This window comes from Pseudomonas sp. NPDC096925, assembly GCF_044762545.1.
Classification (GTDB): Bacteria; Pseudomonadota; Gammaproteobacteria; order Pseudomonadales; family Pseudomonadaceae; genus Aquipseudomonas.
The window spans coordinates 69,544-90,088 of sequence record NZ_JBIWEM010000011.1; the positions used below are offsets into that span (position 1 = coordinate 69,544).

16 protein-coding genes are annotated in these 20,545 nt (G+C 64.3%); 6 read left to right on the top strand and 10 right to left on the bottom strand.

What is annotated here, in order from left to right:
- Positions 1 to 31 precede the first annotated feature (31 nt).
- Entirely contained in the window at positions 32 to 598 is a 567-nt protein-coding gene (locus ACIQYU_RS24455; RefSeq protein ID WP_082888279.1) for an antibiotic biosynthesis monooxygenase, read from the bottom strand.
- 114 nt (positions 599 to 712) lie between these two features.
- Entirely contained in the window at positions 713 to 1,342 is a 630-nt protein-coding gene (gene ycaC, locus ACIQYU_RS24460) for an isochorismate family cysteine hydrolase YcaC (protein WP_085691498.1), read from the bottom strand.
- 320 nt (positions 1,343 to 1,662) lie between these two features.
- Between ycaC and ACIQYU_RS24465 the strand changes: the two genes are divergently transcribed.
- Positions 1,663 to 3,090 carry a mechanosensitive ion channel family protein gene (locus ACIQYU_RS24465; protein ID WP_207837549.1) on the top strand — a complete coding sequence of 476 codons (1,428 nt, stop codon included), beginning with the start codon at positions 1,663 to 1,665 and terminating at the stop codon, positions 3,088 to 3,090.
- 108 nt (positions 3,091 to 3,198) lie between these two features.
- Here ACIQYU_RS24465 and ACIQYU_RS24470 read toward each other — a convergent pair whose 3' ends face one another.
- Both ACIQYU_RS24470 and ACIQYU_RS24475 read right to left on the bottom strand, forming a co-directional pair.
- Positions 3,199 to 4,485 (bottom strand): FAD-binding oxidoreductase, encoded by a 1,287-nt coding sequence (locus ACIQYU_RS24470; RefSeq protein WP_207837551.1) that lies wholly within the window; start codon positions 4,483 to 4,485, stop codon positions 3,199 to 3,201.
- A gap of 167 nt (positions 4,486 to 4,652) precedes the next feature.
- Positions 4,653 to 6,143, bottom strand: a complete 1,491-nt coding sequence (locus tag ACIQYU_RS24475) for an aldehyde dehydrogenase family protein (RefSeq protein WP_003253547.1) — start codon at positions 6,141 to 6,143, stop codon at positions 4,653 to 4,655.
- A gap of 136 nt (positions 6,144 to 6,279) precedes the next feature.
- Here ACIQYU_RS24475 and ACIQYU_RS24480 point away from each other — a divergent pair, with 136 nt between their 5' ends.
- Together ACIQYU_RS24480 and ACIQYU_RS24485 are read left to right on the top strand one after the other, a co-directional pair.
- Positions 6,280 to 7,170 (top strand): LysR family transcriptional regulator, encoded by an 891-nt coding sequence (locus ACIQYU_RS24480; RefSeq protein ID WP_063912211.1) that lies wholly within the window; start codon positions 6,280 to 6,282, stop codon positions 7,168 to 7,170.
- A 184-nt stretch (positions 7,171 to 7,354) separates the two neighbouring features.
- The gene (locus ACIQYU_RS24485; RefSeq protein WP_207837552.1) at positions 7,355 to 8,749 is read left to right on the top strand and encodes a VOC family protein; all 1,395 of its coding nucleotides are present in this window, start codon (positions 7,355 to 7,357) and stop codon (positions 8,747 to 8,749) included.
- 94 nt (positions 8,750 to 8,843) lie between these two features.
- Here the strand turns inward: ACIQYU_RS24485 and ACIQYU_RS24490 are convergent, their stop codons facing one another.
- Positions 8,844 to 9,770, bottom strand: coding sequence for a LysR substrate-binding domain-containing protein (locus ACIQYU_RS24490; RefSeq protein WP_063912213.1), 927 nt, complete (start codon positions 9,768 to 9,770; stop codon positions 8,844 to 8,846).
- A 156-nt stretch (positions 9,771 to 9,926) separates the two neighbouring features.
- Here ACIQYU_RS24490 and ACIQYU_RS24495 point away from each other — a divergent pair, with 156 nt between their 5' ends.
- Positions 9,927 to 11,315, top strand: coding sequence for a NorM family multidrug efflux MATE transporter (locus tag ACIQYU_RS24495; RefSeq protein WP_063912214.1), 1,389 nt, complete (start codon positions 9,927 to 9,929; stop codon positions 11,313 to 11,315).
- Positions 11,316 to 11,415: 100 nt separating this feature from the next.
- Here ACIQYU_RS24495 and ACIQYU_RS24500 read toward each other — a convergent pair whose 3' ends face one another.
- The gene (locus ACIQYU_RS24500; RefSeq protein WP_063912215.1) at positions 11,416 to 13,083 is read right to left on the bottom strand and encodes a bifunctional diguanylate cyclase/phosphodiesterase; all 1,668 of its coding nucleotides are present in this window, start codon (positions 13,081 to 13,083) and stop codon (positions 11,416 to 11,418) included.
- A gap of 254 nt (positions 13,084 to 13,337) precedes the next feature.
- On the opposite strand from ACIQYU_RS24500, the gene rep reads away from it, so the two are divergent.
- Entirely contained in the window at positions 13,338 to 15,347 is a 2,010-nt protein-coding gene (rep, locus tag ACIQYU_RS24505; protein WP_063912216.1) for a DNA helicase Rep, read from the top strand.
- A 65-nt stretch (positions 15,348 to 15,412) separates the two neighbouring features.
- Positions 15,413 to 15,985 carry a xanthine phosphoribosyltransferase gene (locus ACIQYU_RS24510; RefSeq protein WP_402802538.1) on the top strand — a complete coding sequence of 191 codons (573 nt, stop codon included), beginning with the start codon at positions 15,413 to 15,415 and terminating at the stop codon, positions 15,983 to 15,985.
- 110 nt (positions 15,986 to 16,095) lie between these two features.
- Here the strand turns inward: ACIQYU_RS24510 and ACIQYU_RS24515 are convergent, their stop codons facing one another.
- The 4 genes from ACIQYU_RS24515 to alr all read right to left on the bottom strand — a co-directional run bounded on the left by ACIQYU_RS24515 (position 16,096) and on the right by alr (position 20,429).
- Complete coding sequence (locus ACIQYU_RS24515; RefSeq protein ID WP_402802540.1) at positions 16,096 to 17,958, bottom strand: acetyl-CoA hydrolase/transferase C-terminal domain-containing protein; 1,863 nt, start codon at positions 17,956 to 17,958, stop codon at positions 16,096 to 16,098.
- Between the two features lie 180 nt (positions 17,959 to 18,138).
- Positions 18,139 to 18,543: a cytochrome c5 family protein gene (locus tag ACIQYU_RS24520; RefSeq protein WP_038408395.1), complete on the bottom strand. Its 405-nt coding sequence runs from the start codon at positions 18,541 to 18,543 to the stop codon at positions 18,139 to 18,141.
- Between the two features lie 154 nt (positions 18,544 to 18,697).
- Entirely contained in the window at positions 18,698 to 19,246 is a 549-nt protein-coding gene (locus ACIQYU_RS24525; RefSeq protein ID WP_013974777.1) for a cupin domain-containing protein, read from the bottom strand.
- Between the two features lie 109 nt (positions 19,247 to 19,355).
- Positions 19,356 to 20,429, bottom strand: a complete 1,074-nt coding sequence (gene alr, locus ACIQYU_RS24530) for an alanine racemase (protein WP_063912218.1) — start codon at positions 20,427 to 20,429, stop codon at positions 19,356 to 19,358.
- Positions 20,430 to 20,545 lie beyond the last annotated feature (116 nt).

Consider the following 20,545-nt stretch of genomic DNA (forward strand, 5'->3'; position numbering starts at 1 on the left):
CTCCTTGAAAATGTCGAGGTAAAGGCCTGGCTCAGCCGCGCAGCCAGTTGGCGCAGCGGCGGGTTACCCAAGGCATGATGTAGAACACCACGGGCAGGATGACGAACAGGTTGACGATCAGGTTGCTGGTGATCGCGCCCCCCAACTGCGGGAAGCGTGCAAACAGCGGCGCCAGCAGGTGTGGAATGATCATGGTCATCGGGCAGATCACCAGATAGGTCAGCAGCGCCTGCTTCCAGCGCGGCGGTTGCGCTGCGTTGGTGCTCGGCGGGGTGAACCAGAATTCCGGGTCGTCGTGCACCTGGGTGTGGTCACCACCCTCGAGCAGCGGCAGTACTTCGCTTACCAGTGTCTGGCGCTCGGCCGAGTTGACCCAGGCCTGCAGCAGGCTGGCATCGGCGAAGCGCACCACGGTGGTGAAATGCAGCCCGCCGTCGTCAGGGCGGATGACGTTGACGTCCAGGTGCCCCGGCTGGCGGCGCGCGGTGCTGACCGTGCGCTTGAGCCATGCTTCGTAGGCCGCCAGCGACGCGGCGCGAACCTTGTGCTGGATGACCAGGGTCACCACGTTGCGGTTGTCTTGGGGTGCGGTGTTCATCGGCGTTCCTTGGGATGAGCTTGCCCGCATCCACTGTGCAACGGCGGACGGGCGCAGGATTGGACAGGTGTGCTGCCTTGGCGGGCACCGGTTTGCGGTGCCCGCGCATCAGGCTTACTTGTTGGCGTTGAAAGCGTTGTAGCTGGTGATCAGGTTGCGGTAGTCCGGGATGTGGTTGGAGCACAGCGCGGCCAGCCCTTCGATGTCGTTGCGCCAGTCGCGGTGCAGCTCACAGGCCACGCCGAACCAGGTCATCAGTTGTGCGCCGGCCTGGCTCATGCGGTCGTGGGCGGCGTCGCGGGTCATCGCGTTGAAGGTGCCGGAGGCATCAGTGACCACGAACACTTCGAACTCTTCCTCCAGGGCCGACAGCGCCGGGAAGGCTACGCACACTTCAGTCACCACGCCGGCGATGATCAGTTGCTTCTTGCCGGTGGCCTTCACCGCCTTGACGAAGTCTTCGTTGTCCCAGGCGTTGATCTGGCCTGGGCGGGCGATGTACGGGGCGTCCGGGAACAGGGCTTTCAGCTCTGGTACCAGCGGGCCGTTGGGGCCTTGCTCGAAGCTGGTGGTGAGGATGGTCGGCAGGTTGAAGAACTTGGCCAGGTCGGCCAGGGCCAGCACGTTGTTCTTGAACGCGTCCGGCTCGATGTCACGGACCAGGGACAGCAGGCCAGCCTGGTGGTCGACCAGCAGGACAGCGGCGTCGTCTTTGTTCAGGCGGTTGTATTTGAAGTTGGTCATGGTCGTTGCTCCCAAGGGTTTTGATTTTTTCAGTAAGTGGGGTGTTTCGCGTTGATGGGAGAAGATTAAAACCATGACCTTTTTGGCGGTAGATAGCAGTTTTTGGCTCTAGCGTTCTGTTTTATGAACGATGGTTTTGTGTGGGCTGTACCGGCCCTTTCGCGGCTAAAGCCGCTCCCACAGGGATTGCGCTGGATTTGAATCGTGCGCAGTACCTGTGGGAGCGGCTTTAGCCGCGAAGAGGCCGGCACAGGCCCCATTGCCTGCCCGGCCAACCTGCTCTATTACTACCCACAGCCCTCCCCTTACCCGAGACCACCATGCTGGCGTTCATCCAGTCATACCCGTTGCTGCTCGGCACTGCCCTGATCCTGCTCGACCTTGTGCTCTGGCAACTGATACCTCTACAGCAGCGGGCCTGGCGCATAGGCGCGCGGCTGGTGCTGTTCCTGCTGTTCAGCTCGGTGCTGGTGGCCGCCGGCATGAGCCCGCTGCAACCGCCACCCTGGCCCGATGATGTCTCGCGCAACCTGATTGCCACGGTACTGGCGATAGGCTGGTGGCTGTTCGGTGCGCGCACGGTGACGGTGGTGTTCGGCCTGTTGCTGGGTGCCCGTGGCAGCCACGGAGGGCGTTTGCTGCAGGATGTGCTGGGCGCGCTGATCTTCCTGGCTGCCGTGGTCGCTGCCGCAGGCTATGTATTGCAATTGCCGGTGAAGGGCCTGCTGGCCACGTCGGGGGTAATGGCCATCGTCATCGGCCTGGCGCTGCAGAGCACACTGGCCGACGTATTCAGTGGCATCATCCTGAACACCACGCGGCCGTATCAGATTGGCGACTCGATCTCCATCGACGGCACCGACGGCAAGGTGCTGGAAATCGACTGGCGCGCCACCCGCCTGCTCACCAGCACCGGCAGCCTGGCGGTAATCCCCAACTCGGTGGCGGCCAAGGCCCGGCTGCTCAACCACAGCCGCCCGGCCGATGTGCACGGGGTGTCGATCAGCGTGGTGGTGCCGGCCAAGGTGCGGCCCAAGCGGGTGTTCGATGCGCTGGAAAAGGCCTTGCAAGGCGTGAGTGCCATTCTTGCAACACCAAAACCAAAGGTGACGGTGAAAGCCTCGACGCTGGAGTCCGTGGAGTACGAAGCCAGCGGTTACGTGGCCGATGCGGGCGCCAAAGGCGACGCGCGCAACCAGTTGTTCGACCTGGCCCACCGGCACCTGGAGGCCAGCGGGGTGATGTGGAACGCCGACCTGGCCATGCCTCCCCGCAGCCGCCAGCGCGAGGTGCTGGACGAGGTGCGGGTGTTCCGCTCGCTGAGCAGTGAAGAGCGCGATGCGCTGAGCCAGCGCATGACGACCGTGGAATACCTGGCGGACCAGGTGATTCTGGGCGTGGGCGAGCATTCCGATCATTTGCTGGTGATTGGCAGCGGGGTGGTTTCGGCGTCGATCCGCGATGGCGACAAACTGGTCGAGGCCGGGCGCATGGGGCCAGGCGAGGTGCTGGGGATCGAGGGGATCGTCGACGAGGAGGACTCGCTGGCCGAGTTCCGCACGCTGACCGGTTGCGTGCTGTATCGGATCGACAAGGAACAGGTGAAGAGCTGCCTGGTGCAACGCGGCGATGTGCAGACGGCATTGAGCAAGTTGCAGCGGTTCCGGCGTCAGAACCGGGAGTCGTTGTTGCTGCAAAAACCGGTTTCGATCAAGAAAGGCGGCTTCCTCAGCTGGTTGCACAAGTAAGCCTGTGCTGGCCCCTTCGCGGGTAAACCCGCTCCCACAGAGACCGCGCACACTCAGAACGCTGCGCAGTACCTGTAGGAGCGGGTTTACCCGCGAAGAGGCCAGTACTTACAACACAACTCTCAAACATTGCCCCGCGTGGTACAGCGAGAACCCGGACTCATAGAACGCCGTCCGCAGCGAGGGCGCACTCACGCCCTTCATTGGCGAGAACGGAATCGGCAGGCTGCTCGCCTCCCCCTTCAGCAAGAACTCGGCAAACGCCCGGCCAATCACGGTCCCGGTGGTATTACCCCGCCCGTTGTACCCGGTCACCGCCACCAGCCCCGGCGCCGGCTCGAACAGCCGCATCAGGTGGTCGGGGGTGAAGTCGATGCAGCCGGTCCAGTGCATTTCCCACTCGACCTTGCCCAACTCGGGGTAGTAGTGGCTCTGGATCCGGTCGGCCCAGCTGCGCACGAACCACGCCGGCTTGTTGTCGACCCGGCCCAGGCTGCCGAGCAGCAGGCGGCCCTGGTCGTCGCGACGGATGCTGCTGAGCACGGTGCGGGTGTCCCACGAGCCTTGGCCATGGGGCAGCACCTTGTCGGCTGCAGCGCCCTGCAACGGCTTGGACGCCACCTGGTAGTAATAGCCACGGAAGAACTGCTTCTGCAGGTTGCTCCAGTCGCCTTCGGTGTAGGCGCCGGTGGAAATCACCACCTTCTCGGCGCGCACCGAACCGCGTGCGGTCTTCACCCGCCAGGCATCGCCGTCACGCTCCAGGCCTTCGACCGAAGACTGCTGGAACAGCTTGCCGCCCAGGCGCGCCACCGCTGCGGCCAGGCCTTGGGTGTAGCCCATGGGGTTGATGGTGCCGGCGCGGCGGTCGAGCAGCGCGGCGGAAATCTTGTCGGTGCCGCAGTATTCCTGGCACTGGGCGCCGGTCAACAGCTCCACGTCGGCACCACGGCGACGCCATTGTTCGTGGCGAGCCTCGAGGTCGGCGATACCGGTGGCGTTGTGCGCCATGTGCAGCGTGCCTTTGTGCTGGGCCTGGCAATCGATGCCAAGGCGTTCGATCATGGCGAACACTTCAGCCGGCGCTTCACCGAGGACCTTGTTCAGGCGGCTGCCCTGCTGCTGGCCGAGAGTGGCCTCGACATCGTCGGGGCGGATCCAGGTGCCGGCGTTGACCAGGCCGACGTTGCGCCCGGAGCCACCGTGCCCGATCTTCCAGGCCTCCAGCAGGATCACCGACTTGCCCTGTTCGAGCAGGTGGATGGCCGCCGACAGGCCGGTAATGCCGCCACCGATCACGCAGACATCGGCCTTGTGCTCACCGGCCAGGGCCTGGGCGGCGACGGTCGGTTTGCTGACGAATTCCCACAAGCATTCTTGACGCAGTTCGGACATGGCCCGGCTCCAGCAATTTGTTCTTGTTTGGGGCCGTTGTGCGACCCATTCGCGGGTAAACCCGCTCCCACAGGTGCATCACAGGTTTCGAAAACTGTGTTGTACCTGTGGGAGCGGGTTTACCCGCGAACCGGGGGCCAGGCCCCCGGCCATGCAGCATCAGCCGATCAGTCGAACACGATACCCTGCGCCAGCGGCAGCTCGCGCGAGTAGTTCACGGTGTTGGTCTGGCGACGCATGTAGCCTTTCCAGGCATCCGAACCGGACTCACGGCCACCGCCAGTCTCCTTCTCGCCACCGAACGCACCGCCGATCTCGGCGCCGCTGGTACCGATGTTGACGTTGGCGATGCCGCAGTCGCTGCCCGAGGCGCTCTGGAAGCGTTCGGCTTCACGGATGTCGGTGGTGAAGATGCACGACGACAGGCCTTGTGGCACTTCGTTGTTCAGGCGCAGGGCCTCTTCGAAGTCGTCGTAGGCCAGCACGTACAGGATCGGGGCGAAGGTTTCGTGGCGCACCACGTCGCTCTGCGCCGGCATTTCGGCAATGGCAGGCGACACGTAGTAGGCGTTCGGGTACTGGTCGGCCAGCTGACGCTCGCCACCAAACACCTGGCCACCTTCGTCGCGGGCCTTGGCCAGCGCGCCCTGCATGGCGTCGAACGACTGCTTGTCGATCAGTGGGCCCACCAGGTTGTCCTTGCGTGGGTCGCCGATGCGCACCTTGCCGTAGGCGGCTTTGACGCGGGCAACCACTTCGTCCTTGATCGAGCGGTGCACGATCAGGCGGCGCAGGGTGGTGCAACGCTGGCCGGCGGTGCCGACTGCAGAGAACAGGATGCCGCGCACGGCCAGGTCGAGGTCGGCGCTCGGGGCCAGGATCATGGCGTTGTTGCCGCCCAGCTCGAGGATGCTGCGACCGAAGCGGGCAGCCACACGTGGGCCGACTTCGCGCCCCATGCGGGTGCTACCGGTGGCGCTGACCAGTGGCACGCGCGGGTCGTCGACCATCGCTTCGCCAGCTTCACGGCCGCCGATCACCAGTTGTGCCAGGCCAGCCGGGGCATCGCCGAAGGCTTTCAGGGCTTTTTCGAACAGCGCCTGGCAGGCCAGGGCGGTCAGCGGGGTCTTCTCGGACGGCTTCCACACCACGGAGTTACCGGCGACCAGGGCCAGGGCGGTGTTCCAGGCCCAGACGGCGACCGGGAAGTTGAAGGCGCTGATCACGCCGACCACGCCCAGCGGGTGCCAGGTTTCACGCATGTGGTGGCCAGGGCGCTCGGAAGCGATGGTCAGGCCGTACAGCTGGCGCGACAGGCCAACGGCGAAGTCGCAGATGTCGATCATTTCCTGCACTTCGCCCAGGCCTTCCTGGGTGATCTTGCCGGCTTCGATCGATACCAGCTCGCCGAGGTCGGCCTTGTGCTCACGCAGCACTTCGCCGAACAGGCGCACCAGCTCGCCACGGCGCGGGGCCGGCACGCTGCGCCAGGCTTCGAAGGCGCTCTGGGCCTGATCGATGCGGGCGATGGTCTCGGCCTTGCCGAGCAGTTTCACCGAGGCGATCTGGCTGCCGTCGATCGGCGTGTGAACAGGGTAGTCGCCCTGGGTGTAAGCCTCGGCGGCAACGCCAAGGCGCTCGAGCAATCCAGCAACCATTTGTGCTTCTCCTACATCGGGTGATGGGGTGGAAAAATGATGTGGATCAGTATTAATCCGATCACATAGGTACAACAAACGACCTTTATTCCGCATATCATTCCGTCAGGTAATGATTTGAGCCGCAGAGACCGCTATGTCCAAACGCCTGGTGCCCTCCATGACCGCCCTGCAGTGCTTTGAAGCTGCAGCCCGCCATTTGAGCTTTACCCGAGCCGCCGAAGAGCTGCACCTGACCCAGAGTGCGGTCAGCAAGCAGGTGGCGCAGCTTGAAGACATGTTGCGCCACCACCTGTTCCTGCGTATCCGCCGCCGCCTGCAGCTGACGCCGGCGGGCAGCCTGTACCTGGCCGAGGTCAACAAGATCCTCACCCAGGTCGACATGTCCAGCCGCTACGTGCTCACCTACGGCGAGCAGACCGAGATACTGAAGGTAGCCACTCAACCGAGTTTTGGCGTGCGCTGGTTGATCCCGCACCTCAAGGGCTTTGGCAAGCGCCACGGCAACATCCACCTGGACATCCGCAACGAGATGGAGCCGTTCGCCCTGCTGCAGGGCTCGGCGGACGTGGTGTTCTTCTATGGCCAGGGCACCTGGCCGGGGGCCACCTGCGTGGAACTGTTCCGTGAAGAGGTGGTGCCGGTATGTGCACCGGAGCTGCTGGCCGGGCGTGAACTGAACGATGCCGGGGAGCTGGCCGAACTGGTGCTGCTACAGAGCACCTCGCGGCCCGAGGCCTGGCACGAGTGGTTCCTGGAATTGGGCTTGCAGAGCGTCAGCGCCTACCACGGGCCGCGCTTCGATACGTTCTATATGGCCTTGAGCGCGGCGCAGGCCGGGTGCGGGGTGGCGTTGGTGCCGCGCTACCTGGCGGCGAAGGAGTTGGCCGAGGGGAGTTTGGTGGTACCTTGGAACCATGCGATGCGCAGTGCCGGGGCGCATTACCTGGCGTATGCCGAGCATGCGGCGGAGGTGCCCAAGGTAAGGGCATTGGTGGAGTGGATTCGCGAGCAGCTTCAGGCTTGATGGCCTCTTCGCGGGTGAACCCGCTCCCACAGCTATCGCGCAAGGCCTGAGCCCTGTGAGGTACCCGCGAAAGGGCCCTTGAGGTCGATCAAAAAAGGAATGACACACTCACTTTTTTTCGCTTGTGAGCCAAGTGCATTCCCAGCTTTCATGTAAGCGTCCGAACCCAACCAGGAAGCTAGCGATGCCCGCCAACGATTTCGTCAGCCCCGACAGCATCCGCGCGCAGTTCTCTGCCGCCATGTCGCTCATGTACAAACAGGAAGTGCCCCTGTACGGCACGCTGCTGGAGCTGGTGAGCGAAATCAACCAGCAAGTCATGGCCCAGCAACCCGAGGTTGCCGAGGCCCTGCGCTGGACCGGCGAAATCGAGCGGCTGGACCAGGAGCGCCATGGTGCCATCCGCGTCGGCACCGCCGCAGAGCTGGCCACCATCGCCCGGCTGTTCGCGGTCATGGGCATGCAGCCGGTCGGCTACTACGACCTCAGCTCCGCCGGCGTGCCGGTGCATTCCACCGCCTTCCGCGCGGTGCACGAGCAGTCGCTGCACGTCAGCCCGTTCCGCGTATTCACCTCGCTGCTGCGCCTGGAACTGATCGACAACCCGCAGCTGCGCCAGTTGGCCGAAAGCATCCTGGCCAAGCGCCAGATCTTCACCGCCCGCGCCCTCGAACTGATCGCCCAGTGCGAGCGCGATGGCGGCCTGAACGCCGTCGATGCCGAGGCGTTCGTGCAGGAAGCGCTGCACACCTTCCGCTGGCACCATGACGCTACCGTCACTGCCGAGCAGTACCAGCAGTTGCATGACCAGCACCGCCTGATCGCCGATGTGGTGGCCTTCAAGGGCCCGCACATCAACCACCTGACCCCGCGCACCCTGGACATCGATGCAATCCAGCTCGGCATGCCGGCCAAAGGCATCCCGCCGAAGGCCGTGGTCGAAGGTCCGCCCACCCGCCGTCACCCGATCCTGCTGCGCCAGACCAGCTTCAAGGCCCTGCAGGAAAAGGTTGCGTTCAGCGACCAGCAGGGCAGCGAAGGCAGCCATACCGCGCGCTTCGGCGAAATCGAGCAACGCGGCGCGGCACTGACGCCGAAAGGTCGCCAGCTGTACGACAAGCTGCTCGACGCCACCCGCGCCGCCCTGGGTGGCGCCCCGGCCGAGGCCAATGCCGAACGCTACATGGCGTTGTTGAAGGACACCTTTGCCGAATTCCCGGATGACCTGGCGCAGATGCGTGAACAGGGCCTGGCCTACTTCCGCTACTTCGCCACCGAAAAAGGCCTGGCCGCGCGCGACCAGGATGACCGCCCGACCACACTGGAGGGGCTGATCGAGGCTGGCCATGTGCACTTCGAGGCGCTGGTGTACGAGGACTTCCTGCCGGTGAGCGCGGCGGGGATCTTCCAGTCCAACCTGGGTGACGATGCGCAGGCCGAGTACGGCAGCAACGCCAACCGCGACGCGTTCGAAGAGGCGCTGGGGCTGCAGGTACAGGATGAACTGGCGTTGTATGCACAGAGTGAGCGCCGGTCGCTGCAGGCGTGTGCACAGGCTCTGAATCTGGGCTCGATGTAAGGCATTGCGGCCTCTTCGCGGGTAAACCCGCTCCCACAGGCCTACGCTTGACCTGTGGGAGCGGGTTTACCCGCGAAGAGGCCGGTACAAGCGATCAGAGGGGCGGCAGAATCTGCACATCCGGCAAATCCATCGCCGCCACCTCCTCTTCCAGAAACGCGCTCAAACGCCGCAACCGCTCGCCCCCTGGCCGAGTGCGCGGCCACACCAGGTAATAATCCATCCCGCTGGGCACCGCCGTCGGCCACGGCAGGCTCAAGCGCCCCTGTGCCACATCCTCGGCCACCATCAGCAAATCGCCCATGGAAATGCCATAGCCACGCGCCGCGGCAATCATGCCCAGCTCCAGGGTGTCGAACACCTGCCCGCCCTTGAGCGAAACCTTGTCACTCAGCCCCATGCGCTCCAGCCACTCCCGCCAGTCGCGCTTGTCCACCGTGGGGTGCAGCAACTCGATGCAGGCCAGCCGGCGCTCGTCCCAGGGTTCCTCGTCGAGCAGGTCTGGCGCACCCACGGGGATCAGCAACTCCGGGAACAGCTTGCGCACTTCCCAGTCCGGCGGGAACACGCCGTCGCTGAGCAATACCGCGCAATCGAACGGTTCCTGGTTGAAGTCCACATGGTCGACATCCATCCACGCGCTGGTCAGCTGCACTTCATTGCCAGGCTGCAAATGGCGAAAGCGGCTCAGACGCGCCAGCAACCAGCGCATGGTCAGGGTCGAGGGGGCCTTCATGCGCAGGATGTCATCTTCACCGCGCAAGGTATCGCAAGCCCGCTCCAGCGCGGCAAAGCCTTCGCGCACACCGGGCAGCAGCACCCGCGCCGCTTCGGTCAGTTGCAGGCTGCGGCCGCTGCGCACGAACAGGCGGCAGGCAAAGTGCTCCTCCAGCGTGCGGATATGCCGGCTGACCGCGCTCTGGGTGATCGACAGCTCTTCGCCGGCACGGGTGAAGGAGCTTAGCCGCGCGGCGGCTTCGAATGCGCGCAGGGCATACAGCGGGGGGAGCTGACGGGACATGAGGTACCTGCCATAAGGGGCTGTGGAGCGAATCACCGGAAAGCATATATGCATGAGTCAGACTCATGCCAATGATCGCTTTTATCCTTTTGTGCAAAGTTGACCAAAGCCTCAGAATCGCCCTTCGTTGATCACCCCAGGAAAAGGACTGCCCCCATGCATGTCGCGCCCACCACAGAACTCAAGGCTTTGCTGCGCCTGGCCGGGCCGCTGATCGCCTCGCAGTTGGCGCACATGCTGATGGTGCTGACCGATACCTTGATGATGGCCCGCATCAGCCCGCAAGCCCTGGCTGGCGGCGGCCTGGGCGCGGCGAGCTACTCGTTCGTGTCGATCTTCTGCCTGGGCGTGATCGCGGCGGTCGGCACCCTGGTGGCGATTCGCAAGGGCGCCAACGACATCGACGGTGCCACCCGCCTGGCACAGGGCGGCCTGTGGCTGGCCTGGGGCCTGGCGCTGTTCGCTGCGCTGGTGCTGTGGAACCTGGAGCCGGTACTGCTGCTGTTCGGGCAAAAGCCCGAGAACGTTGCTTCGGCCGCCGAATTCCTCACCCTGCTGCCACTGGCCCTGCCCGGCTACCTGACCTTCATGGCCTTGCGCGGTTTCACCAGCGCGCTGGGCCGCTCGACCCCGGTGATGGTCATCAGCCTGGTCGGCACGGTGCTTAACTACCTGTTCAACGTAGCGTTGATCGAAGGCATGTTCGGCCTGCCCAAGCTGGGCCTGATGGGCATCGGCCTGGTCACCGCGGTGGTGTCGATGGGCATGGCCATTGCCCTGGCGCTGTATATCCGCTGGCACCCGGCCTATGCCGCCTACCCGCTGCGCAAGGGCCTGTCGCGCCCGTCGTTGCCGGCCCTGCGCGAGCTGTGGCGGCTGGGCCTGCCGATTGGCGGCACCTACATGGTTGAAGTCGGCCTGTTCGCCTTCGCTGCGCTGTGCATGGGCGTGCTGGGCAGTACCGAGCTGGCGGCGCACCAGATCGCCCTGCAGATCGTCTCCACGGCGTTCATGGTGCCGACCGGGTTGTCGTATGCGGTGACCATGCGCGTGGGGCTGTACTACGGCGCCGGCAACCTGCTGGCAGCGCGCAGCGCCGGGCGGGTGGGCATCGGCTTCGGGGCGATGATCATGTTTGCCTTCGCCGCGCTGTTCTGGCTGCTGCCCGATACGCTGGTGGGGCTGTTCATCGACCGTGACGACCCGGCATTTGCGGCGATCTTCCAGCTGGCGGTGCAGTTGCTGATGGTGGCGGCATGGTTCGAGCTGTTCGATGGCATGCAGACGATTGCGATGGGCTCGATCCGTGGGCTGAAGGATGCCAAGACCACCTTCCTGATCGGGCTGGTGTGCTACTGGCTGGTGGGGGCGCCGAGTGCCTGGCTGTTCACCTTCAACCTGGGCGGTGGTGCGGTCGGAGTGTGGTGGGGGCTGGCGTTGGGGTTGGCGTGTGCGGCGGTGGCGCTGACCTTTGGCTTTGAGTGGCGCATGAAGCGGCTTTTGGGTAAGGCCGGGATGGGTGGCGCGGCTACGGCTTCGGCCTGACTTGCGGGCCTCTTCGCGGGTAAACCCGCTCCCACAGGGACTGCGCAGGGTCTGAATCCTGTGCAAAGCCTGTGGGAGCGGGTTCACCCGCGAAAGGGCCCTAAAGGGCTGCGCCCAACTGGCAGCCGGTCGCCTGCAGCAAGAACTCCATCAACTCCCCCACCGGCAGCGGCTTGCTGACCAGGAAGCCTTGAACCTGGTCACAGCCAAACCCGCGCAACAACGCCATTTGCTCTTCACTCTCCACCCCTTCGGCCACCACTTCGAGGTTGAGGTTGTGCGCCAGGTTGATCATGGCGTGTACCAGCTTGCGGTTCTCCTCGCGCATTTCCATTTCCGCGACAAAGCTGCGGTCCACCTTGAGCAAGGTGATCGGCAGGCTGTTCAGGTGCACGAACGAAGAAAACCCGGTACCGAAATCATCGAGCGAGAAGCGCACGCCCAGGCGCCCCAGGGCGTCCATGGTCTGGCGCACCAGCTCGTTGCGGCGCATCACCGCCGTTTCGGTCAGCTCGAACTCCAGCCAGCGGGCATCCACGCCATGCTCGAGAATCAGGCGGCTCAAGGTCGCCAGCAGCTGGCTGTCCTGGAACTGGCGGAAGCTCAGGTTGACCGCCATGTGCAGCGGCTCCAGGCCGCGCTCGCACAGCGCCTGCATGTCATGCAGGGCGCGGGAAATCACCCAGTAGCCCAGCGGCACGATCAGGCCGCTCTGCTCGGCCAGCGGCACGAACTCGCTGGGCGGCAACAGGCCGCGCTCGGCATGCCGCCAGCGCACCAGCGCCTCGAGGCCGACGATACGCCCGTCGGCCAGGTTCAACCGCGGCTGGTAATGCAGCTCCAGCTCGTCACGGCGCAGGGCGCGGCGCAGTTCGCTTTCCAGGTCGGCCAGGCTACGGGCATTGCGGTTGATGCGTTCGTTGAACACATGGAAGGTGCAACCCTGGCTGCCCTTGGCCTGGCGCATGGCGATGTGCGCGTGCCACATCAGCGGGTCGGCGCCACCCTGGGCGCGGGCATGGGCCAGGCCCAGGCTGCAGCCCAGCAGCAGGCTTTCACCGTCGATCCAGTAGGGCTCGGCCAACGCCTCGACAATCCGCTCGGCAATCCATTCGGCACGGTTGGGGTCGCGCCGGGTGTCGATCAGCAGGGCAAACTCGTCGCTGCCCAGCCGCGCCAGCTGGTCGCCCGCCTCCAGTTGCTGCTTCAGGCGTGCCACCACCTGCAGGATCAGGCGGTCGCCGCTCTGGTGGCCGAGGGCATCGTTGACATGGCGGAAGTTGTCCAGGTCCAGATGGCCGAGGGCAAGGCCGCGGCCGTCGTTCTCGGCCAGGCGCGCGGTCAGCAAGGCCTGGAAACCCTGGCGGTTGGCGATACCGGTCAGCGGGTCCTGCTCGGCCAGACGCTGCAAGGTGGCCACCAGCACACCGCGCTCGCGCACATGGCGCAGCGAGCGGCGCAAGGTGTCGGCATTGAGCTGGTCATGCACCAGCCAGTCACTGACGGCGCTGGGCGCTACCTGGGGCTCATGGTCGAGCAGCAGGATGGTCGGCAACTCGCAGCGCCCGGGCGCCGGTTGCAGGGCCGGGGTTGCCAGCACGACAGCCTGGCGGTCCTGGTTGAACAGGCTGTCGACCGCCTCCCAGTTTGGCGCCGTCAGCAGCACGGCGCTGCCACCCAGGGCAGGCATGCACGCGCGTAGCAGCGCGGCCCATTCCGGCTCATCGGCCAACAGCAGCAAACGCAATGGTTCGACAGGCGTGGACAAGCGGGCTCCTTAGGGCTTCACGGTGCAACGGAAACTGCCAGGTATGCTACTGCATTAATGGAAATGATTTTCACTTTAATACATGTTTTTACGGGCGTAGCATCCCGACGTATTTTGTCGTGCATCCTGCGCGAAACTGCGCCAGCCGGCAAATCCCGTTTACATATTTGACTCAGACGTCAGACGGTCGCGCCACAACCGCCCCATGCCTGTTAGAATGCGCGGCTATTTTCTGGCGACCCCCGGTTTCTAGCATGTCCCGACTCAATCCCCGGCAGCAAGAAGCCCGTGACTATGTCGGCGGCCCTCTTTTGGTGCTCGCCGGTGCAGGCTCGGGCAAGACCAGCGTGATCACGCGCAAGATTGCCCACCTCATCCAGAACTGCGGCATCCGTGCCCAGTACATCGTGGCGATGACCTTTACCAACAAGGCCGCACGCGAGATGAAGGAACGGGTCGGCACCCTGCTGCGTCCGGGGGAAGGCCGTGGCCTGACGGTGTGCACCTTCCACAACCTGGGCCTGAACATCATCCGCAGGGAGCACGAGCGCCTGGGCTACAAGCCGGGCTTCTCGATCTTCGACGAGTCCGACATCAAGGCGTTGCTGTCGGACATCATGCAGAAGGAATACTCCGGCGACGACGGCATCGACGAGATCAAGAACATGATCGGTGCCTGGAAGAACGACCTGATCCTGCCCGCAGAGGCCCTGGAGAAGGCGCGCAACCCGCGCGAGCAGACCGCCGCCATCGTCTACACCCACTACCAGCGCACGCTCAAGGCGTTCAACGCGGTGGATTTCGACGACCTGATCCTGCTGCCGGTCAAGCTGTTCCAGGAGCACCCCGATGTGCTGGAACGCTGGCAGAACCGCGTGCGCTACCTGCTGGTGGACGAATACCAGGACACCAACGCCAGCCAGTACCTGCTGGTGAAGATGCTGATCGGCATGCGCAACCAGTTCACCGTGGTGGGTGACGACGACCAGTCGATCTACGCCTGGCGTGGCGCCCGGCCGGAAAACCTGATGCTGCTCAAGGAGGACTACCCCTCCCTGAAAGTGGTGATGCTGGAGCAGAACTACCGCTCCACCAGCCGCATCCTGCGCTGCGCCAACGTGCTGATCGCCAACAACCCGCACGCGTTCGAGAAGCAGCTGTGGAGCGAGATGGGCGTGGGCGACGAGATCCGCGTCATCCGCTGCAAGAACGAGGAAGCCGAGGCCGAACGCGTGGCCATGGAAATCCTCACCCTGCACCTGCGCACCAACCGCCCGTACAGCGACTTTGCCATCCTCTACCGCGGCAACTACCAGGCCAAGCTGATCGAACTGAAGCTGCAGCACCACCAGGTGCCGTATCGCCTGTCGGGCGGCAACAGCTTCTTCGGCCGCCAGGAGGTCAAGGACCTGATGGCCTACCTGCGCCTGCTGGTAAACCCGGACGATGACAACGCCTACCTGCGGGTTATCAACGTGCCACGTCGGGAAATCGGCTCCACCACCCTGGAAAAGCTCGGCAACTACGCCACCGAGCGCAAGATTTCGATGTACGCCGCCAGCGAGGAACTGGGCCTCGGTGAGCACCTGGACGCCCGCTACACCGAGCGTTTGCAGCGCTTCAAGCACTGGCTGGACGGGGTGCGCCACAAGGTCGCCCTGGAAGACCCGATTGCCGCGCTGCACGAGATGATCCGCGATATCGACTACGAGAACTGGATCCGCCAGCAGACCGCCAGCGACAAGGCTGCGGAGTTTCGCATCAGCAACGTCTGGTTCCTGGTCGAAGCGCTGAAGAACACCCTCGAAAAGGACGAAGAGGGTGACATGACCATCGAGGACGCCATCGGCAAGCTGGTGCTGCGCGACATGCTCGAGCGCCAGCAGGAAGAGGAAGAGAACGCCGAAGGTGTGCAGATGATGACCCTGCATGCCTCCAAGGGCCTGGAGTTCCCCTACGTGTTCATCATGGGCATGGAAGAGGAAATTCTCCCGCACCGCTCCAGCATCGAGGCCGACACCATCGAAGAGGAACGCCGCCTGGCCTACGTGGGCATCACCCGCGCGCGCCAGACCCTGGCCTTCACCTTCGCCGCCAAGCGCAAGCAGTACGGAGAAATCATCGACTGCACGCCCAGCCGGTTCCTCGATGAACTGCCACCGGAAGACCTGGCCTGGGAAGGCCTGGACGATGCGCCGGTCGAGGTAAAGGCCGCACGGGGCAACAACGCCCTGGCCGATATCCGGGCAATGCTCAAACGCTGATCAACCATTACTCTTTAAATTTGCCGCCATTTGCGGCCACCTTTGTTACATCGAGGAATACCACAGTGGAAGCACTGCATCAGAAGATTCGCGACGAAGGCATCGTGCTTTCCGATCAGGTTCTCAAAGTCGACGCGTTTCTCAATCACCAGATCGACCCTGCGCTGATGCAGCTGATCGGTGACGAGTTCGCCCGCCTGTTCGCGGACGCGGGCGTGACCAAGATCGTCACCATCGAAGCCTCGGGCATTGCCCCGGCGGTGATGACTGGCCTGAAGCTGGGCGTGCCGGTGATCTTCGCCCGCAAGCACCAGTCGCTGACCCTGACCGAGAACCTGCTGACCGCCTCGGTATACTCCTTCACCAAGCAGACCGAGAACACCGTGGCCATCTCGCCACGTCACCTCAACAGCAGCGACCGCGTACTGGTGATCGACGACTTCCTGGCCAACGGCAAGGCGTCGCAGGCGCTGATCTCGATCATCAAGCAAGCCGGCGCTACCGTGGCCGGCCTGGGTATCGTGATCGAGAAGTCGTTCCAGGGCGGCCGTGCCGAGCTGGACAGCCAGGGCTACCGCGTTGCATCGCTGGCCCGGGTGAAGTCGCTGGAAGGTGGTGTGGTGTCCTTCATCGAATAAGGCCGCTACGCGATCTCTGTGGGAGCGGGTTTACCCGCGAAGGCGATTTGGGATGCGCCATCGCATTCGCGGGTAAACCCGCTCCCACAGGGGACAGTATGTCCGAGCGCTTATTTTGCAGCCTGTAAGCCCGCCAGCAGCAACCGCTGGTAAAGCTCTTCCTTCAGCCCCTGCGGCTGGTCCAGCTGCATCCGCGCAAGGTGCCTCGCATAGCCCTCCGGCCCCGGCGCATCCAGCGCTGCCTTGCCCAGCTCCAGCACCTCGCTCAGCTTGAACTTGCTCTTCAGCCAGTTCAGCGCCCGCAGCAAATCCCGTTCTTCAGCCGTAAAGTCCGTGCCCAGCGGATACTCCGGGAACAACCGCAAGTGCCGCGCCCTGATCGCCTCCAGCCGCTGCGGCGTGTTGTCGGTAAAGCGCGCCTCCAGTTGAAAATCCCTGGCCAGCTTGCCGGCGTCCTTGGCCTGCTCGATCAGCCCCTGCTGGAACCGCGAATCGCATACCGCCAGCAACCGCGCAATCACCTCACTGTCGGTCTGCCCACGCAGGTCGGCGATGCCGTACTCGGTCACCACGATATCGCGCAGGTGCCGGGGGATGGTGCAATGGCCATAGTTCCAGAACAGGTTCGAAGTTACCTCCCCGCCCGCCTCACGCCAGCTGCGCAGCAGCAGGATCGAACGCCCGCCCTCCAGCGCATGGCCTTGGGCGACGAAGTTGTACTGCCCGCCCACGCCACTGAGTACCCGGCCATCCTCCAGCTGGTCGGCCACCCCGGCGCCGAGCAGGGTCATGCCGAATACGGTGTTGATGAAGCGCGCATCGTGGCGTTGGCGACGCTTGAGCTGCTCCTGCCCGTACAACTCGTTGATGAAGCTGATACGCGTCATGGCAAACCGCGCACGCTGTTCCAGCGGCATGTCGCGCAAGCGCTGGTAGAACGCCTGGGGGCCGAGGAAGAAGCCGCCATGCAGCACTGCTGCCCCCTGCTCATCCGCCGGGCGCCGCAACAGGCCGGCATCGGCCAACGCCAGCAGGCCGTTGACGAACATTTCGCTGCAGCCGTACAGGCCCTGGGCGAAGGTATCCAGGCCTCCTTCCCGTTCGATCAGCGCTTGCCACGGGCCGATATCCAGCGCGTCGAGCACGGCACGATAGCCGGCGTTGTCGCCCTGGCGCGCCAGCAGTGCAGCAGTTAGCGCGTCACCCATGGCGCCAATGCCTATCTGCAGGGTGCCGCCATCGTGTACCAGGCTGCTGGCGTGCAGGCCGATGCAATGGTCCTGGGTGTTGACCGGCATGTTCGGCGTGGAGAACAGGCGGCGTTGCTCGGCTGTATCGATCAGCAGGTCGAACGCATCGATGGGTAGCTCGGCGTCACCCGGCATGTAAGGCAGTTCGGCATGCACCTGACCGAGCATGAGGATGGTTTCGCCGGCGGCGCGACGCTTGGCGATCATCGGCAGCAGGTCGAGGGTGATGTCAGGGTTGCAGGCCAGGCTCAGGTGCACGGGCCTCTCGGGGGTGGCGGCCACCAGCTGCGCGACCAGGTTCAGGCCCTTGGCGTTGATGTCGCGCGCGGCGTGGCTGTAGTTGCTGCTGATGTAGCCCTGCTGGGCCGACACGCTGTGCAGCAGGCTGCCGGGCTGCATGAAGAACTGTTCCACGCGGATGTTCGGCGGCAGGCTGTCGTTGCGCAGGTCGGCGAGGTAGGTGAGTTCTTCGTAATCGGCGAAAACGCGCTCGACGAAGGGCTCCAGAAAGCGCCGCTGCAGGCCATCGCCCAGTGATGGGCGGCCGAGGGACAGGGCGGTGTAGATGGTCAGTTGCCGCTCGGGAAGCTCGCGTACGCGGGCATAGAGGGCGTTGACGAAGGCATTGGGCTTGCCCAGGCCCAGCGGCAGGCCCATGTGGATGTGGGCTGGCAGGCGCGACAGGACTTGCTCGACGGCCTGGTCGATGGAGCAGAGGTGCATCGGGGCCTCCTGAGACATCCATGGGTTCAGGGGTTGGACATGGGCTTTGGTGGGTTGGTTGCCTGTGCGAGTCTTGTGCTGTACCTGTGGGAGCGGCTTTAGCCGCGAAAGGGCCGGCACAGGCACCACAAAAAACAAAGCCCGCCATCAATGGCGGGCCTCATGCAATTCAGCTGTCTCTCACAGCCCGGACATCTTCTTGATCGCCCCTTTCAGGTCGTCATCCGAGCAATCCGCGCAGGTGCCTTTCGGCGGCATGGCGTTGATGCCGGTAATGGCCTTGGCCAGGATGCCATCCAGGCCGCCCTGGTGGTCGGCGCGTTCCTTCCACGCTGCGGTATCGCCAATCTTCGGCGCGCCGAGCAGGCCGGAGCCATGGCAGGCATTGCAGTGCTTGGCGATGATCTCGTCCGGCGTCTTGGCACCACCGCCACCTGCGGCAGCGGCCACTTCCATGCCCTTGCACTCCTGGCCCTGGACGCACACCTGGCCAACCGGCTCCAGGCGCTTGGCGATGTCATCATTGGTCGCAGCGGTTGCGCTCATTGCCCAGAGGGCGAATACGGCTGCTGGTACGGCCAGCATCTTCTTGATTTGGTTCACGCGAACACCCTCATGGTGGCTAATCACGCTCGCGGCCACGGATCGGCGAGCGTTGAAAAGTATAGCGGGAACCCAGAGGCCGTGAAACGACCCTACACGGGAAAGGGGTATTGCCGAATCAATGCACTGCGCTGGATCAAAAGTTTGAAGGCGTCGCCGCACTGATCAACCGCGCCGGCCGGTCGAACGGGTTGCGAAAGCGGTGCGGGCGGGTGCTTTCGAAGTAGTAGCTGTCGCCCTCTTCAAGGATGAAGATCTCGTTGCCGACCACCAGCTCCAGGCGGCCTTCAAGCAGGATGCCGGTTTCTTCGCCGTCGTGGGTCAGCATTTCGGCCCCCGTGTCGGCACCCGGTGGATACACCTCGGTGAGAAAGGCGATGGCACGATTGGGGTGCGACTTGCCGACCAGCTTCATGGTCACCGCACCGTCGGAGATGTCGATCAGCTCATGGGCTTTGTAGACGATCTGCGTGGGGCTTTCAGGTTCCAGCTCGACCGAGAAGAACTCGACCATGGACATGGGAATGCCGCTCAGCACCTTGCGCAGCGAGCTGATCGACGGGCTCACGCTGTTCTTCTCGATCATCGAGATGGTGCTGTTGGTCACGCCGGCACGCTTGGCGAGTTCACGCTGGGACAGGCCCTTGAGCTTGCGGATGGCTTGCAGTCGTTCGCCGACGTCCAAAGCTGGAGCCTCCTGAAACGGTGGAAAAGGGGGTGGATGTGAACGATATCATGGCAACGCCGTTCAGTATTTACAACACACCGCCCTTCAACCTGTCCGCTTCAGCGTGTCATTCGCCGATGTAGTCCCGCGGTACCCGCTTGAGGTTGCAGAAAATCTGGTAGGGAATGGTACCCGCGTGCGCGGCCACTTCGCTGGCCAGCACATGCTTGCCCCACAGTTCGACCGGGCTGCCGACGGTGGCTTCCGGCACATCGGTCAGGTCGATGCTGAGCATGTCCATCGACACCCGGCCGATCAGTTGGGTGCGCTTGCCGGCGACCAGCACCGGAGTACCGTTGGGCGCCTGCCGCGGGTAGCCATCGGCATAGCCCATGGCGACCACGCCAACGCGAGTTGGCCGTGGGCTGACGAACTTGGCGCCATAGCCCACCGGTTCGCCGGCGGGCAGTTCGCGCACGCTGATCACCCGCGATTGCAGGGTCATCACCGGCTGCAGGCGTTCGGCCTCGGCCTGGGCCACTTCGAACGGTGTGGCACCGTACAGCATCAGGCCCGGGCGCACCCAGTCGCTGGGGGCCTGCGGCCAGCCCAGCACGCCTGGCGAGTTGCGCAGGCTGCACTCGGCGGCCAGGCCTTGGCGGGCGGCTTCGAACACGGCGATCTGCTGGGCGGTGGCGTCGGCATCCAGCTCGTCGGCGCGGGCGAAGTGGCTCATCAGCACGATGCGCACGACCTTGCCGCTGGCCAGCAGGCGCTGGTAGGCCTCGTGGTAGTCCTTGGGGTGCAGGCCGACACGGTGCATGCCGCTGTCGAGCTTGAGCCAGACGGTGAGCGGCTTGTGCACCTGGGTCTTTTCGATTGCTTCCAGCTGCCACAGCGAGTGCACCACGCACCACAGGTCGTGCTCGGCAATCAGGGCCAGTTCGCTGGCTTCGAAGAAACCTTCGAGTAGCAGTACCGGGGCCTTGATACCGGCGGCACGCAGCTCCAGCGCTTCTTCGATGCAGGCCACGGCAAAGCCGTCGGCTTCGGCCTCCAGGGCCAGGGCACAGCGCACGGCACCGTGGCCGTAGGCGTCAGCCTTGATCACGGCGAGGGCTTTGGCACCGGTCAGTTCACGGGCCAGACGGTAGTTGTGGCGCAGGGCCTGGAGGTCGATCAGGGCGCGGGCGGGACGCATGGCGGCATGCCTTATGGTGGTTCGGGTTGAAATCGGTTTTGGGTCTTTCGCGGCTGAAGCCGCTCCCACAGGGGACCACACAATGTCCGGGAACATACGATCCCTGTGGGAGCGGC